A 17,208-nucleotide genomic window follows, 5' to 3' on the forward strand; every position below is an offset into this window, starting at 1 on the left:
AACTAATACCCCGGATTCTGTTTCAAGTTTGGATTCTTATCCATGCTTGTTTGAGGAATCGGCAAGTAACGGTTACGAGAAGAGAACTGACGAGTCTCAATAACAGCCGTACCCGTGATTTCCGCACGTTTAGTAGGCTCAGACTCCCCATAATTAATCGTTCCTGTAACACGTAACAAATCACCATTCAGGACTTTCTCGGCAAGCATCTTTCCATCTTCCTGCCAACGGACGATGTCCGCACGACGCAAGCCTTCGCCGGCCAACTCTACCGTACGCTCACGACGGATCAATTCACGAAGTTTATCCTTCGTCCCATATTTAGCCTTATCCACTTCCCGCATTCCTACACGCTGACGGATCTGATTCAAATAACCATAGATCTCATCAGAAGGACCGCTCAACTCATTCGCAGCCTCCGCATACGTCAATAGAACCTCCGCATAACGGAATACGATCGGACAAGCTCCCGAGCTCCAAACATCTCCATATTGATCCATCGGATCCAAGTATTTCGCCCAAGTCAAAGCACTCTTGGAAGCATTATCTGTATAAGTCGGGAAGTTCTTGTTGACAGTACCATCTTGAAGTTTCTCGTTCAAAGTATTCAAGACATCACCTCTCCAGTCACGTCCCGGATATAAAATGGTCATGGCCATACGAGGGTCACGATTCGCGAACGGATGCTTTGCGTCATAAGTCTTCGACTCTTCTTTCGTCAATCCATCAGACATTTCATACATATCCACCAAATTCTGGGTCGGGACGATAGAAGACCAGCCTTGGTCTACATTATTGTACATTTGCCCGATGGTTCCCAATCCGTCCAACGTCTCAATATTCTGATCCGCTAGGATTATCTCTTTAGAATCCACTCCCGATACCTTAAAAAGATTCGTATAATCCGGATCCAACTCATACTGCTTCAAATCAATGATTGCCTTAGCTGCGTCTTTTGCCTTTTGCCAATCACCATAATACAAAGCCTCACGCATCTTGATAGCTAAAACAGCACCTTTAGCGATATAGCCACGAGCCTCCGGAGCCTCCGCGATCCCAGCTAAGGCCTCGTCTAAATCCTTAGCTATATAATCGCGTACCTCTTGTTCCGTATTGCGTTCCACTTTAGCCTCGTCCGCACTTGAATAAGAACTAATAATAGGCACACCACCATACCACCAATTCATCAAGAAATACTTATAAGCACGGATCGCTTTAGCTTGAGCCACATAATTAGCTTTTACAGCGTCACTAGAAAACGTCACCTTGTCTACATTCTCCAAGAATGTATTCGCCTTACGAATCGACTTGTAATCATAAAGGATCTGCCCAGGATTAGAACTAGACAATGACCCATCCCCCCACGGGCGGAATCCTTCCCAAGGGAAATTATTATAGCCTATATCTGAGCCACAATCCAGATAAAGCAACGTATTTCCATCTAGCAAATCCTTATAACAGCCTACTATGAAGCCCTTCGCATCCGCCTCTGTCTGCCATGTGGTAGAGGGAGCCAACTGATCCTTAGGCACCGTATCCAGAAAATCCGAACACGAAGTAGATAACGCAGCCATACCAGCCGCCAACATATATATTGATAATCGTTTCATAAAATCTTCTATTTAAATGGTCTTAACTAATTAGAATGTCACATTTACGCCAAAAGAATTTGTCATCACTAATGGGTAGCTAGACAAACGGGAACTAACAGTCTCCGGGTCTACGTTCAATGGCATAGAATCTATCGTAAACAAATTCTCCGCAGAATAATAAACACGTACATTCGACAAACCGATAGCGTTCAGCACACTCTTTGGAAGCGTATATCCCAATTGCAATGTCTTCAGACGCAGGTAACTGGTATTAATTACCCAGAAATCAGACATCACGTTAGAAGCCTCACTCGGAGATTTTCTAGACTCCGCTACACGCGGCATACTTGCATTGGTATTTTCCGGTGTCCAGCTATCCAGCCATGCAGTAGAAGGATGTCCGGCACTACCCGAGAACTCACCAAACGCTTCTTTCGTAAACGCACGGCCTACATTAGCCGCACCGGTGAAGTTCAAAGTCAAGTCAAATGCTTTATAGCCTACATTCAAGTTCAAACCAAATGTAACAACTGGATTGATAGTCTTAGACAATACACGGTCATCCGCATCCAGCTTTCCATCTCCATTCGTATCTACATAACGTAAATCACCGGCTTGGAAATCCTGTCCGAACGGGTAGCCGTCTTTTCCTTTATAGGTATCCATCCATTGCTGTGCCTCCGCGTCAGATTGGAAAAAGCCATCAGCCTTATATACATAGTAAGAATCGATTGGCTTTCCAACAAAACGCCACAAATCACCGTCATCAGGATTTGTCATACGGTCTACACCTCCTAAATCCTCGATCTTGTTCTTATTATAGGCCATATTTCCCATCACATTCAATGACCAGTCATTCCACTTATTGTTATAACCTAGCTGTACCTCGACACCTCGGTTACGCATAGAACCCACGTTGTCGAAATAAGGATCCAAGCCAAACTCAGTCGGGACCGGTACCTCCATGATGATATCCGTAGTCTTGCGATCATAGTAATCAAACGTGAAAGTCACATGATTAATAACCGCATCCAAGCCAATACCCCAAGTCGTAGATTTCTCCCATGACAAATCCTCGATACGATAGGCTTTCTGATAATATCCCGTCGTCAAGTTGCCTCCCATAGGATAATTACCATCCAAATTATAAGTCTGCATCCAAGGATAATATTGGTTCTCCCAAGGATTCGATTTATTTAAGGCGTCTTGATTACCTAACATACCCCAAGAAGCACGAATCTTCAAACTGCTCAACCAATCATGCGTACTTTCCATAAACTCCTCCTCGCTGATACGCCAAGCACCGGAGAAAGAAGGGAAATATCCCCAACGATGTCCCGGAGCAAAACGAGAGGAAGCATCCGCACGGAAGTTTGCCTCTAATAAATATTTTCCCGCAAAATCATAATTAATACGCCCAAAATAGGAAAGCATGGCAAGCTCTCGGCTCAAACCATCATTTGTTTGTGTAGAAGCCCCACCGGCATCCATATCATTCAGGCTATTACTCGGGAAATTATTCCTCTGCATCTGATTCTTGCTAACCTCATACTTCTCCGCATGATAACCTACCATCACTTTCAAGCCATGCTGACCAAAGTTCTTGCTGTAATTCAGCAAAGCATCGAAATTATAACGTTTCCAATTCACGAAACGTTCAACCAAGGAAGTGGTACGAGACGCAGATGCCGGATCATCCGGTATGCTCAGGACTCGCTCCGTATGACGTTGGTCCTCGTTCACGTAGGCACCCGTCACAGTAGCCTTCAACCCATCAATAATATCATAATCAACAGAAAGTGCCCCCGTAAAATTCTGGTTACAATTATCCACCGTCTGCCCGGAATCCAACCATGCGATAGGGTTACCATCGTTAGTTTGTCCGTATTTGCCATCCTTATCCTTGACTGGGATCATCGGGCTAATAATATTCAATTGACGGATAATCTGGTCGGAAGAACCACCATAATAGCTAGCATTCGGATCCGAGAAGTCATTCTTAATAAAAGACATGTTCATCCGAACAGCCAGTTTCTTCGTCAACTGCATATCCAGATTCGTACGTCCGTTAAACTGTTTACGATCTGAGTTAGGAAGGATACCCGTCTGCCCTAAATATCCGGCCGAAGCCATATACTTCACGTTCTCCGCACCTCCTGTAATACTAACATTGTGCTTATGCAACAAACCTGTCCGATAAGCCTCATCATTCCAGTCCGTATTAGGATGTCCGTAAGGATCAGAGCCATCCTCAAACATCCGGATGTCCTCGTCACTATAACGTCCCGGCTCGAAACGATTCCACAAACGTGCGTAATCGGCTGAGCTGACACGATCAATCATGGAAGTAGCTTTCGAGGCACCCACATATCCGTTATAAGAAATACGAGGAGCACCCGTCTTACCACGTTTTGTCGTGATCAAGATAACACCATTAGAAGCCTTCGAACCGTAAATAGCGGCGGAAGAAGCGTCTTTCAATACAGAAATACTCTCAATATCATTCGGATCGATATCATTCATGGAGCCACTCTCGATACCATCGATCAAGATATATGGGCTGGCAGAGTTCAAAGTACCGACACCACGGATACGGATCGTACTACCATCCTGTCCCGGACGGCCTTGACCCGAGGTAACGGTTACACCCGGCATCATACCTTGAAGACCGGAAGACACGTTAGAGATAGGACGGCTTGTCAACTCCTTGCTATCCAATTGGGCTACCGCTCCCGACAAGTTCGCCTTCTGTTGCGTACCATAACCAACAACGATCACCTCATCTAATTTCTGGGTATCTTCCTGCAAGGACACATTGATGGAAGGCTCTCCATTATATTTGAATTCTTGAGTTAGATAACCGATAAAGGATACTTGGATCACATCCCCTTTCTTCACATCCAACACGAAATTACCATTCATGTCGGTTACAGTACCATTCGTAGTACCTTTTACAACTATTGACGCTCCGGCCACAGGGCCAAAACTGTCACTAACCGTTCCCTTCAAACTACCTTCTTGCTGGGAAATACCTACCCTCGGAGTTATCGCCGCACGATCAGAAGCATGAACCACACCCCCGGAACAAAACGCTGCAGACAATAGAACAAAACTGACAGGTCTTACAATTTTCAACATAAGAATCGTTTTTTGTTTATTAAATAGCTGTTACTATTATAAGACTTAAGGCATACTATTTTAGATCTCGTTTCTTATAATATTCACTCTTCTAAATCATTAATGTATAATTATAAATCCTCGGTTAACTACCATGAAAGCACTTCTTCATCGTTCTGGCGGAACTTATAATCATTAGACGCAGCAAATATAGCACTATTTTTAATTATAAAACAAAAAAGACTAATTTTTCGCATACGAATCTAAAACAACACCATCTAGTTATTAAAATATTTAACAAACAATCTTTCCAACCATAATCTTTTTTAGTATGGAGCTATGGACATCAAAGAGGTATATGGTTTGAAATTCAAACATAAAGTTAGTGTATATGAGTAATAAACGGAGTTCCGCCAGAACTACGTACTTAATAGAAGCTTGATTAATATTAAGGCACTTATTCCATTTATTCCTTTATAACCACTATTTATCATGAAAAAGTTGTTATCTTCGTCCCTTGTAATAACTAATTATTAAATTATGAAAAAGAAAAGCTTAACTTTATTACTAGCGACTACGGTGGCAAGTAGTATCCTATTTTCGTCCTGTATAGGATCTTTTGGTTTAACAAACAAACTTTTAACGTGGAATAGAAGCATCGACAGTAAGTTTGTTAATGAGCTAGTGTTCATTGCTTTCTGGATTGTCCCGGTTTACGAGATTTCCGCTTTGGCTGATGTCCTTGTGATCAACTCTATCGAATTTTGGAGCGGAAGTAATCCTGTAGCAGATGTAGGTAACGTTAAAACAATCGATGGTAAAGACGGCGTTTATACCGTAGAAACAAAAGTTGACGGATACCATATCCAAAAGGAAGGCGACGAGAAAGCGCTTGACTTAGTTTTCAACGAAGCAGATCAAAGCTGGAATGTAGAGGCTGACGGTGAAAGCACAAAATTGTTAAAATTCAATGGCAATGACGAAGTTGTCATGTACCTACCGGACGGAAAAGAAATGAATGTCGAGTTAAGCCAATCTGGGGTTTTAGCATTCCAGCAAGTAGCTAACGGATATTCTTACTATGCAGCTAAATAATTGAAAATTGAGAATTGAGAATTGAAAATTAGAAGTGACTCTACGTAATTTTCAATTCTCAATTCTCAATTTTCAATTCCCCAGTGCTAATCTAAATAAAATACGATGAATATGAACTCTATCAAAAAAATGATGCTTTCCGGAGCATTAGGTTGCCTTATTTCCGGAATGGCTTATGCGGACGGTTCTTCACCCCAACCCGTAAAACCTTATTGGCAAGACATTCAAGTCGTAGCCGTAAACAAGGAAAAACCCAGAAGCTCCTTCATGAGTTATGCGGACCGGGAAACCGCCCTCACCTCTCGATTTGAGAAAAGCCCGTACTATTCCCTATTAAACGGTACTTGGAAATTTTTCTTTGTCGACTCTTACAAAGATCTTCCTCAAAATATCACAGATCCTTCCGTTAATACCTCTTCATGGGATGATATAACCGTTCCCGGAAACTGGGAAGTACAAGGACATGGCGTAGCCATTTATACGAATCATGGTTACGAGTTTAAACCAAGAAATCCCCAACCTCCGTTATTGCCGGAAGCGAATCCGGTTGGCGTATACCGCAGGGACATCGAGATACCCGCAAATTGGGATAACCGGGATATTTATTTACACATCGGCGGAGCTAAATCCGGCCTTTACGTATATTTAAACGGGAAAGAAGTGGGTTATAGCGAGGATTCCAAAAATCCCGCCGAGTTCCTGATCAATAAATACCTGCAACCCGGGAAGAATGTGCTTACATTAAAGATATTCCGTTGGAGCACCGGTTCTTATTTGGAATGTCAGGATTTCTGGAGAATGAGCGGTATCGAACGTGACGTATTCCTTTGGTCTCAACCTAAGGCCAGTATTCAAGATTTCCGTGTCGTCTCAACCTTGGACGATACGTATACGAACGGAATCTTCAAACTGGCGGTAGACTTAAAGAATCATACCCAAGAAACGAAAAATTTAAATGTCGGATATGAGCTTTTGGACGCAAAAGGTAATCTTGTGACCTCCGAGGCTAATGATATATGGGTAAGTCCTGCAAGTCCTCAAACAGCATCTTTCGAGTATGATTTAAAGAACGTAGCCCCTTGGAGTGCCGAGCATCCGAATCTATACAAATTATTGATGACGATAAAAGAAGAGGGTAAGGTAATCGAGGTAGTTCCATTCAACGTTGGTTTCCGCCGGTTCGAGATGAAGCAAATCGACCAAGTAGCGGAAGACGGAAAACCTTATACGGTCTTATTGTTCAATGGGCAACCGGTTAAGTTCAAGGGTGTCAATATCCATGAGCATAACCCGGAAACCGGACATTACGTAACCGAGGAACTCATGCGTAAGGATTTCGAGCTGATGAAGCAAAACAATATCAACGCTGTCCGCCTATGCCACTATCCGCAAGACCGTAAATTCTATGAACTCTGCGACGAATACGGATTGTATGTTTACGATGAGGCGAATATCGAGTCTCACGGTATGTATTACAGCCTGAAAAAAGGCGGCACTTTGGGTAATAATCCGGAATGGCTGATCCCGCATATGGACCGTACGATGAATATGTACGAACGAAACAAGAATTATCCGAGCGTTGCTTTCTGGTCACTCGGAAACGAGGCTGGAAACGGATACAACTTCTATCAAACTTATTTATATCTGAAAGACAAGGAAATAAATAGCATGAATCGTCCGGTGAACTACGAACGTGCCCTTTGGGAATGGAATACGGATATGTACGTACCTCAATACCCGAGCGCTGAATGGCTAGAGGAAATCGGGCGTAAGGGTAGTGATCGTCCGGTAGCTCCTTCGGAGTATTCACATGCGATGGGAAACTCTTCCGGTAACTTATGGGATCAATGGAAAGCTATCTATAAATACCCGAACCTGCAAGGCGGATTCATCTGGGACTGGGTGGACCAAGGTATCTTGGAAAAAGATAAGAATGGACGTGAATATTATACCTATGGTGGTGACTATGGAGTAAACGCCCCTAGTGACGGAAACTTCCTTTGCAACGGTATAGTAAACCCGGATCGTACCCCGCATCCCGCTATGGCAGAGGTTAAATACGCCCATCAAAATATCGGGTTTGAGGCGATCGATTTAGCGAACGGTTTATTCCGCGTCACGAACCGTTTTTATTTCACGAACCTAAAGAAATATATGGTCCACTATAGCGTAACAGCCAATAATAAAGTTGTACGCTCCGGTAAAGTCTCTTTGGACATAGAACCCCAAGCTTCTAAGGAATTTACGGTTCCCGTAGGCAACTTAAAGCCACAAGCCGGTACGGAATATTTCGTAAACTTCAACGTAACGACCGTAGAAAAAGAGCCGTTAATCCCTATCGGACACGAAATCGCTTGCGATCAATTCCGCTTACCGATCGAAAGCCCCAAGAAGGCGTTTAAGACCAGCGGCCCTAAATTAACGGTTTCGACAAATGGAGATAACTTATCGGCATCCTCCTCAAAGGTAAACTTCATATTTAACAAGAAGACAGGAATCGTTACTTCTTATAAAGTGGATGGTACGGAATATTTTAGCGAAGGTTTCGGCATCCAACCGAACTTCTGGCGTGCGCCGACCGATAACGATTACGGAAATGGTATGCCAAAACGCTTACAAGTATGGAAGGAAAGCAGCAAGAACTTCAACGTAACAGACGCTACCGTCACTATGGATGGCAATAACGCCGTGGTTAACGTGAACTATTTATTGCCGGCAGGAAATCTATACATTGTTAATTATACGATCTATCCAAGCGGAGCCGTAAATGTGGCCGCCCGTTTCACATCCACGGATATGGATGCCGCCCAAACCGAGGTATCGGAATCTACTCGCACGGCAACTTTCACTCCGGGACGTGACGCCGCCCGTAAAGAGGCTTCCAAATTGAATGTTCCCCGTATCGGTGTTCGCTTCCGCTTACCGGCAAGCATGAATCAAGTGGAATATTTCGGACGAGGACCTGCTGAGAACTACTTGGATAGAAACGCCGGTAGTATGGTCGGCTTATATAAATCTACAGCCGAGGAATTATATTTCCCATATGTACGCCCGCAGGAAAACGGTCATCATACCGACACTCGTTGGGTATCACTTAGTACCGGCAAGAAAGGCTTGTTGATCCAAGCGGATAATACGATTGGATTTAACGCTTTGCGTAATTCCATAGAGGATTTCGATGACGAGGAAGCGACTGGCCTATCCCGTCAATGGAGTAATTTCACACCAGAGCAAGTAGCGAATCATGATGAAGCCGCAGCAAAGAACGTATTACGTCGCCAGCATCATATCAACGATATCACGCCTCGCGACTTCGTTGAGGTTTGCGTCGACTTGAAACAACAAGGTGTAGCAGGTTATGATAGCTGGGGTTCACGTCCGGAACCAGCTTATACATTACCCGCAAACCGGGAATACAACTGGGGCTTTACCCTTATTCCGCTTAAATAAAGAAAAGTCATAACTTATCCATAAAAAAGGGAGTGTATTAGGCTTAATCCAATACACTCCCTTTGTTTATACTACTGCAACGGCTTTGCAGTAACGTATCCTTATTTAATCACTTCCTTCAAGGTATTCTGTAAGTCTTCTCCAGTGATATTCTTGGCGATGATCACCCCATTCGGATCCAATAACACATTTGCCGGAATACCCCGTACCCCATAAAGAGCAGGGATCTCAGAATCCCAATATTTCAAGTCGGAAACGTGAGCCCAAGTCAGATGATCGTCAGCGATCGCTTTCTGCCATTTAGCCTTATCCTTGTCCAAGGATATACCTACGATCGTAAAGTTCTTATCCTTATATTGCTGGAAGGCATTTACCACGTTAGGGTTTTCCTTGCGACACGGGGGACACCAAGAGGCCCAAAAATCCAATAACACATATTTTCCCCTAAAGTCCGACAATGACACAGAAACTCCTGCAGTATCCGGCAAGGAAAACTCCGGAGCGACTTGTCCGATCTGTACGTGTTCTAATTGCTTGATAATACCGTCCAAGTCCTTCACATAAGGACTATTCGCCAATGCCGGGGAAATCTTCGCACGAGTCGCCTTCAAATCATCCAAAGATAATTGGTAGGTAAAATAACGATATAGATAGAACGCCGCCGCCGGAGAATCCGGACATTTCGAGATCAAACTGTCAATATCATACCCTTCCTCAAATACCTTCTCCGCATTTTCTTGAAAGATATCATTCACCGGCGAGTTCCGTACGGTGATGGTCTCCCCGTCATTCCCGATCTTGACATTCATATCCGTATTCTCCAAGAAGAGCTGAACCGGATAGTTCATATTCTCGGTTGCCAAACCAAAAAGTAAAGGCTGATCTACCTCACCCTTAAAGGTGAATTTCCCGTCTTTTACCTCTGCCGTATCCACGTCAAAGAACATTTTATTACGGAATGACTTCAAATAAATTTTACCGTCGGGCATATTCTCTACCTCGCCATTGATAACATATCCTTTTGGAACTTCTTGGCAACCAACCACCAAAAGGCCGGCAAGCGCCATCATACAAAATTGCTTCATTTCTCTATTCTATTTATTGATTACTTAAACTCTGGGTGATGATAACGTCCCTTTTTCAACGAGATCGTCCCATATTCTATCGCACGCACCGGACAACGATGAATACAGGCAACGCACTGAACGCAAGTATCAGCCCATTCCGGTTTTCCGTCACCCGACAGGGAAATCGTACCGGTCGGACAAACCTTCGCACAGATACCGCAAGAGATACAGGTATCCGTAGCATAAAATCGGTTGCTGCCTATCGCAAAGTGAGTAAATAACGGATAGACCATATAGCTCTTCAAAAGAGGGACACTTCCCGCACAATACAAAGAGGGATTTTTCTTCTGCCGGATCGCCTCTACGATCTCGTCTACACGTTCCGGTGCTTTTTTCAGTTTTTCAGTCTCTACCTCCTTACTATCCACGTCGAAGCCGGGCATTAAGATATAATTATTCGGCATTTGTATAGAGAATCCTCCAGTTAGTGTAATTCCCCGTCTCGCCAAGGTATTCCTCATGATCCGATCCGTATATCCACAATCATCACCACAAGTACAGACGAAATAAACCTCTTGCCCTTTATAGCCAGATAGGATCAATCGGGAAATAAAACGGGACACCAATACAGCCGGCCCCCAAGAATGGACAGGAAACACAAAAAACACTTTCTCCCTCTCCCTCAATGGATAAACATTCTCATCCTTACCCTCATTCAACGCATCGGCAATGGAAACCAACGGCTCATCGAAAGCCGTTCCTAACGCTTCCGCAACCCAACGGGAGTTTCCTGTCCCTGTAAAGTAGAATATCATGCGCTCATTTTTTAGATGCAAAAATACATAATATCCAAATACATACGCTATCTTTGTCTAGTTTAAGAAACCTAAAAAACAAATCTTATGACAACGATGGAATTAAATTTACGGAAAGAATATCTCTATGACTTGATAAAAGGCATGGATGAGGAAAGATTATCGAAAGTGGAGACCTATATAAAACGTCTATGCCTTGCCAAGCAAAAGGAGGGCCTTTATCCTTGGGCACCAGACGAGGCTGAATTAACTTGTAAGATAGCTGAATCTGAAGTAGATTTCAACAATGGGGATTATTGTACGCAAAAAGCGCTGAAGAAAAAACTACAAAAAAAGTTGGCTTCATGGTAAAATAAATCCAATGGTCTAAACATGCAGAAGAATCATTTACTGAAATATCAGATATTCGATACTAGGCAATTACCGGATAAACTGATGGATTTATTCAGATAAAATAACAAGGGATAGAAATGTAAGCGTCTTACAATTTATCCCTTGTTACTTTTCTGAATTATAGCGCAAATCAAATCTCAATATCCCAAATACCCGCCGAACGTTCTAATTCGACCAAGGCTGAGCTGTAATTAAACAGCGTCTCAATATACTGAGCTTGTACTTCATCGTAAGTACGCTGGGCGTCCAAGACTTCCAACAAAGAGACTTCCCCCCTATTATAGCTGTAAATCTTGCCATCCATCACCTCACGAGCTTGCCTTAAAAGCCCATCCTCATAATGATTAACTTGCTCGGCGAAAGATTGATAATTACGATATGCCTGCATCACCTCCGTCTGTACTTGCAAAAGAGCCTGCTTATATTGCGCTTCCGCCTGTTGCTCCCGATAACGAGCGGCACGAACCGTTCCCTTATTGAAATTAGAGAATTTCAAAGGAACAGCGATACCTGCCGTCACTCCGGTAAAAGGAGGTGCCGGGGCTTCCTCATTATAAACCCGGGCGTTACGGCTTACGGCGATAGACAAATCCACATCCGTATTCCGCTCCCGGCGAGCTACTTTCAAGGCTCTAGCGGCCACTTCCTTGTTTTTTAAGGCGGCTACCAAATCCGTACGCCCCTCGCTTGCCGCCGTGATTAAGTCGGCAAGGATAAAATCCCGAGGCTCCGTACGTAACTCAGCCTCTGGGTGAAATAAAGTATCCGTACTGAAAGTCCCCGTCAAGAAGTTTAAGTTCGAGAAAGCATTCTTTAATTCCGCTCCGGCTTGCAACAACTCGTTTCGTAAGACCCCGGCCTCTACCCGGCTCTGCGTAGCATCCACCTCACGGATTTGCCCCAATGAGAAACGGATACTGTCGCTCTCCGCCAATGTCCGGATATTCTCATAGGCATTCTCCTTTACCTTATACAACTCATGTTGCTTCAAGGCTTCCATATAAGCAATCGTAGCGTCTGCCCGGAGATTCCGGAAATAATCGGCCAACAAAGCCTCGGTCAACTCACTCTCGCTACGTGCCAATGAGATATTCGCACCCCGTTTTCCAAAAGAGAAAGTTTTGCTCAGTTCTACTTCAACACCTTCTCCCATTTGCAAGGAATTATTCTCATTATTGAAATAAGACACGGAAAGGTTCGGATCGTTAAACACCTTTGCCACCGTTACCTCAGCCTTAGCGGCCGGCACATTCAATTTCTCCGACGCATACTCAAGGTTGCCTTCCGCAACCCGCTCCATATATTGCCGATACGTAAGCGGAACCATGGTCTGGGCATTCACGGATAAGCATCCGCAGAGTAACGACAGGATTATATATTTCTTCATATCTTCTAATCTAAACATAGTATATCTTTTTAATTCCACCTCCGGATTAAGCGTGCAGCTCTTTTTCCTCCGATACCGGCGTCAAATCCTTCCCCTCATAATGTTTCTCGATCATATAGTATAAAGCGGGAAGTACATAAAGCGTAATAACCGTAGCAAATAAAAGCCCGTAAACGATTACCGTAGCCAAGGGACGCTGCACGTCCGAACCGATACCTGTACTAACAGAGGCAGGAAGCAATCCCAAGACCGCAACCGTAGCCGTCATCAAGATCGGACGGAAACGGTGCTTAGTTCCCGTTATCACCGCATCTTTCAAATCTCGTTCCCTTGTACGTAAGTTATTGATATGGGAAATCATGATCACGCCATTTTGGATAGCGACACCGACCAAGGCAATAAAACCAACCGCCGAGGAAACATTCAATGTCATTCCCCGCACATTCAACGCCAACATACCACCAAACAAAGCCAAGGGAACGACACTCATCATCAAAGCCGCCTGCCGGAATTTACCGCAAGCCGCAAACAACAGAAGCAGCATCAGTCCCAACGCCAAAGGAACCACAGCCCCCAAACGGGCATACGCACGATGCTGGTTCTCGAACTGTCCGGCCCATTTCAAATGCACGGAATCATGATCGTATTTCACCTCTTTATCAATCAACGCATTCGCCTTATTCAAGAACGCCGTCAAGTCCACGCCACGTAAATTAACCCGTACCGTCAAGTGCCGCTTATTCATCTCACGGGTAATCGTACTGGCACCGGTTGTCATCTTAATCTCCGCTACTTGCGAAAGAGGAATCTTCGTACCGGAACCGGTAGTCAGCAATAGATTACCGATACGTTCGGGAGAATTGCGGCTAGCGTCATCGAAACGACAAATCACGTCATAACTTTTACTTCCGACAAATATCTGGGAAATAGAGGCTCCACCGATCGCTAACTCAATCAAATCAGCCACATCCGACACGTTCAAGCCATACTGGGCGATACGGGCACGATCCGCGATAATCTGCAATTGCGGCAACGGAGGCTCTTGATCTACCGCTACGTCGGCAGCACCCGGTATTTCCTTCAACACATTAGCGACTTGATCCGCGATATGGCGACTTTCCGTAATATCATCGCTATAGATCTTCAACGCCAAATCACTATGAGCCCCGGCGATCTGATCCATCACCATATCGATGATCGGCTGTGAAAAACCGACCGAGTAGCCGGGCATAGTCTCCAACTTAGCTGCCATCTCCTCGATCAAATCCGCTTTCGTCTTACCGAACTCCCATGTACTATAGGGCTTCAATCCCACGCCACACTCCACATGGGAGAGTGAGAACGCTTCCGCCCCCTCATCATCGCGACCTACTTGGGTCATTACATATGAGACTTCCTTAAACTCTTTCAAAGTCTTCCGAAGCTCTGCCCCCATCTCCTTAGATTTCTCAATGGAAATACCAGGAGGAAGCTGTACCTGTATCCAGATCGCCCCCTCATCCAACGGAGGCAAGAAGTCTTTTCCTACGGTATAACTTAAAATCCCCGCTCCCAGCAATATCGCCAGTAACGGTACAATAACCCGTCTTGGCTTCTCCATCAATCGGGCAATTTGTGAATGATAAGCCGTGGAAAGTTTCTCCAACCAACGATTATGGTAAATCTTTCCCGGCTTACGATACGCATAAAAGGCCAATCCCGGAATCAAGAACAAGGCCACGCACAAAGCGCCCAGCAAAGCATACCCTACGGTATAAGCCATCGGCGTAAACAATTTCTTCTCAATATGCTCAAAAGCGAACAAAGGAAGATAGGCCGTTATAATAATTAATGTAGAGAAAAAGATCGGGCGAGCCACCTCAGTCGTACGGCGCAAGATCGAATCTTCCGTCAATACCTCATCCGGATGCCGTTCCCTTTTCTTCAAGACCGTCTCCATCATCACGATCGCTCCGTCTACCAAAATACCGAAGTCTATAGCGCCTAGGGAAAGTAGGTTCGCAGGAATATTCGTAACATGCATCAAGATAAAGGCAATCAATAGAGACAAGGGAATGGTTAAGGCCACCAACAAAGCGCCACGCCAACTCCCCAAGAATAAGATCAGTACTAAGACAACCAGTACCATACCCTCGAACAACGTATGCGATACAGTATGCAAGGTCGTATTAACCAAATCCGTACGATCCATAAACGGATGGATACGGGTTCCCTCGGGAAGTGTCTCGTTATTTAGTTCGTCTACCGCCTTATGCACATCATCCAACACCCGGGACGGATTCTCCCCCCTAAGCATTTGCACGATACCTTCCACGCCATCGGAGTAATCACGGGTATCGTCCGTAAAACCTAAAACGCCCTTACGCTCCAAGTTTCCGTATTTCAGTTTACCGATATCATTCAAGTAGACCGGGACACCATTCACGGTCTTGATCACGATATGTCCCAAGTCTTCCAAGTCCTTAACCAGACCGATTCCACGGATCACATAACTCAAATCCCCCCGGCTTAACATACTACCACCGGCGTTCACGTTATTCTTCTCTATCTTTTCCGTAATATCCCCTAAGGTAATGTCGTATTGCTCCATCTTATAAGGGTTCACCTCGATCTGATATTGGGTAGTGATACCGCCGTAATTACTTACATCCGCTACACCCGTAACCTGTTTCAGTCTCGGAATAATTACCCATTTATGCAAATCGGTCAACTCCCTCAAGTCTAAACGGTCACTTTCCACCACATAACGAAAGATCTCTCCCGTCGGCGAAGTCAAAGGATTTAAGCCGGGAACCGCATTATAAGGAAGCTCCACGTCTACCAACCGCTCTTGTACACGTTGCCGGGCCCAATAATCCTCAATACCATCATCAAAAACCAATACGACCGTAGATAAACCAAACGTATTCTTGCTACGCATTACGTTTAGTCCCGGCAGACCATTCATAGCCCGCTCGATCGGAATACTGATTTGTTGCTCGATCTCCTCGGCGGCCAATCCGGGAACTTGCGTCACGACTTGCACGGTGGTATCGGCGATATCCGGATAAGCATCTATCGCCAACCGCGTCCAAGAATAATAACCAACGATCGCTAAGAACAGAAATAACACGAACATCAGTCCTCGCCGATGTATCGCCAAGTAAATAATCCTTTTCATAATCCGTTAGCGTGCGTCAAGTAAATAAAACGCTCCCGTAGCTACGATCTCGTCACCTACGTTCAAGCCGGATAAAACCACCGTCTTGCCATCTTCAGTAAGGCCGGTCTCGATCTTTTGTTTCCGATAATCGTTATTCCCCAATTCCACCAATACGTACATATTCTCCTCTTCCTGCAAGATAGCGGAAGTAGGTATACGGATTACCTCCGCCTCACGGTCGCTCAACTTGACCGTGCCGTACATCTCCGGTTTCATCAAACGGGTACTGTTATCGCACTCGATCAAGACCTCCACCGAACGGGTATCGGGGTCCAGCATCTCGCTGATATGATAAATCTTTCCCGATATCGGTTTATCCGGCATGGCTACCAACCGAATTTCCACCTCATCCAAAGCCTGTATTAAACTCAAATCCTTCTCTTTTACATGGGCGACCACCCATACCTTGCTCAAATCGGCGATGACAGCTACTGGCTCGGCGTCCTCTTTCATATATTGCCCGATTACGATCCGATCTTTCACGACCTCACCGGCTATAGGCGAGCGAACGATCAATGGTTGCCCCAAAGCCATTTCATCCGGATTAATCTGAAAGACTTTCAATGCGGCTACCATATTCTCATAGTCTTTTTTCTTTAACTCGTAATTCACCTCGGCCTCTTCCAATTCCTTTTGGACACCAACCTTGTTTTTCATCAAGTCTTTCTCCCGATTCAAGCTTTTCAAGGCCAGTTCCATCTCTTGGCGAGCTTGGTAATAAGATTTCCCCGCCTCATAAACAGCGGGAGCGCTAATCTCGAAGATCGGACTACCCGGGGCCACTTTCTGCCCTAAGCGAACGAACGATTTCGTAATTCGCCCGCTTACCGGTGAAGCCACCTCCGCGTAATTAGAAGGAATCGCCTGTACGACCCCCGAGGTGGTAAACTCCATACGGTAAGGTTCCCGTTTAACCGTTTCCTTTGTCAACTTGGATAAAACAGGAGATTCGGAACCGATATGTATAATATCCCCTTTGAGTGTTACGGCATGCGCAGACTCATCCTCTTGCTTTTGGGTATGGCAAGAGCATAGTACTATCGCTGGAAGCAATAGTAAAAATATAGATTTCATATAAGATGCGTAAAAT

Annotated in this window: 10 protein-coding genes; 3 read left to right on the forward strand and 7 right to left on the reverse strand. The window is 44.7% G+C overall.

The annotated features are described in order from the left end of the window. Nucleotides 1-2: 2 nt before the first annotated feature. Both DWY79_RS00960 and DWY79_RS00965 read right to left on the reverse strand, forming a co-directional pair. On the reverse strand, nt 3-1,610 hold the full coding sequence (locus DWY79_RS00960) for a RagB/SusD family nutrient uptake outer membrane protein (RefSeq protein ID WP_122368706.1): 1,608 nt from the start codon (nt 1,608-1,610) through the stop codon (nt 3-5). Nucleotides 1,611-1,640: 30 nt separating this feature from the next. Next, on the reverse strand, nt 1,641-4,730 hold the full coding sequence (locus tag DWY79_RS00965) for a TonB-dependent receptor (RefSeq protein ID WP_005865885.1): 3,090 nt from the start codon (nt 4,728-4,730) through the stop codon (nt 1,641-1,643). Nucleotides 4,731-5,249: 519 nt separating this feature from the next. Between DWY79_RS00965 and DWY79_RS00970 the strand changes: the two genes are divergently transcribed. Continuing rightward, nucleotides 5,250-5,804: a DUF3332 domain-containing protein gene (locus DWY79_RS00970; RefSeq protein WP_005865883.1), complete on the forward strand. Its 555-nt coding sequence runs from the start codon at nt 5,250-5,252 to the stop codon at nt 5,802-5,804. Nucleotides 5,805-5,915: 111 nt separating this feature from the next. Further along, the gene (locus DWY79_RS00975; RefSeq protein WP_370449894.1) at nt 5,916-9,254 is read left to right on the forward strand and encodes a glycoside hydrolase family 2 TIM barrel-domain containing protein; all 3,339 of its coding nucleotides are present in this window, start codon (nt 5,916-5,918) and stop codon (nt 9,252-9,254) included. Between the two features lie 101 nt (nt 9,255-9,355). On the opposite strand, the gene DWY79_RS00980 is transcribed toward DWY79_RS00975, so the two are convergent. Further along, nucleotides 9,356-10,339 carry a TlpA disulfide reductase family protein gene (locus DWY79_RS00980; RefSeq protein WP_121961633.1) on the reverse strand — a complete coding sequence of 328 codons (984 nt, stop codon included), beginning with the start codon at nt 10,337-10,339 and terminating at the stop codon, nt 9,356-9,358. A 20-nt stretch (nt 10,340-10,359) separates the two neighbouring features. Next, a complete protein-coding gene (locus DWY79_RS00985) occupies nt 10,360-11,136 on the reverse strand; it encodes an EFR1 family ferrodoxin (RefSeq protein ID WP_122368707.1) in 777 nt (258 codons plus the stop codon). An 87-nt stretch (nt 11,137-11,223) separates the two neighbouring features. Between DWY79_RS00985 and DWY79_RS00990 the strand changes: the two genes are divergently transcribed. After that, complete coding sequence (locus tag DWY79_RS00990) at nt 11,224-11,487, forward strand: hypothetical protein (protein ID WP_122368708.1); 264 nt, start codon at nt 11,224-11,226, stop codon at nt 11,485-11,487. A 172-nt stretch (nt 11,488-11,659) separates the two neighbouring features. Here DWY79_RS00990 and DWY79_RS00995 read toward each other — a convergent pair whose 3' ends face one another. From DWY79_RS00995 to DWY79_RS01005, 3 genes are read right to left on the reverse strand one after another with little or no spacing between them, the layout of a single operon-like run. After that, entirely contained in the window at nt 11,660-12,934 is a 1,275-nt protein-coding gene (locus DWY79_RS00995) for a TolC family protein (RefSeq protein WP_122368709.1), read from the reverse strand. Nucleotides 12,935-12,962: 28 nt separating this feature from the next. Further along, entirely contained in the window at nt 12,963-16,076 is a 3,114-nt protein-coding gene (locus DWY79_RS01000) for an efflux RND transporter permease subunit (RefSeq protein WP_121773394.1), read from the reverse strand. A gap of 6 nt (nt 16,077-16,082) precedes the next feature. After that, the gene (locus DWY79_RS01005) at nt 16,083-17,192 is read right to left on the reverse strand and encodes an efflux RND transporter periplasmic adaptor subunit (protein ID WP_122114961.1); all 1,110 of its coding nucleotides are present in this window, start codon (nt 17,190-17,192) and stop codon (nt 16,083-16,085) included. Nucleotides 17,193-17,208: the final 16 nt, after the last annotated feature.

It is taken from the genome of Parabacteroides sp. AF27-14, from assembly GCF_003635425.1.
GTDB classification, from domain to species: Bacteria; Bacteroidota; Bacteroidia; order Bacteroidales; family Tannerellaceae; genus Parabacteroides; species Parabacteroides distasonis.

Coding starts and splice junctions, on each gene's coding strand:
- DWY79_RS00960 (WP_122368706.1), bottom strand. CDS start 1,610: ATGAAACGATTATCAATATATATGTTGGCGGCTGGTATGGCTGCGTTA.
- DWY79_RS00985 (WP_122368707.1), bottom strand. CDS start 11,136: ATGATATTCTACTTTACAGGGACAGGAAACTCCCGTTGGGTTGCGGAA.
- DWY79_RS00990 (WP_122368708.1), top strand. CDS start 11,224: ATGACAACGATGGAATTAAATTTACGGAAAGAATATCTCTATGACTTG.
- DWY79_RS00975 (WP_370449894.1), top strand. CDS start 5,916: ATGAACTCTATCAAAAAAATGATGCTTTCCGGAGCATTAGGTTGCCTT.
- DWY79_RS00970 (WP_005865883.1), top strand. CDS start 5,250: ATGAAAAAGAAAAGCTTAACTTTATTACTAGCGACTACGGTGGCAAGT.
- DWY79_RS01000 (WP_121773394.1), bottom strand. CDS start 16,076: ATGAAAAGGATTATTTACTTGGCGATACATCGGCGAGGACTGATGTTC.
- DWY79_RS00995 (WP_122368709.1), bottom strand. CDS start 12,934: ATGTTTAGATTAGAAGATATGAAGAAATATATAATCCTGTCGTTACTC.
- DWY79_RS00965 (WP_005865885.1), bottom strand. CDS start 4,730: ATGTTGAAAATTGTAAGACCTGTCAGTTTTGTTCTATTGTCTGCAGCG.
- DWY79_RS01005 (WP_122114961.1), bottom strand. CDS start 17,192: ATGAAATCTATATTTTTACTATTGCTTCCAGCGATAGTACTATGCTCT.
- DWY79_RS00980 (WP_121961633.1), bottom strand. CDS start 10,339: ATGAAGCAATTTTGTATGATGGCGCTTGCCGGCCTTTTGGTGGTTGGT.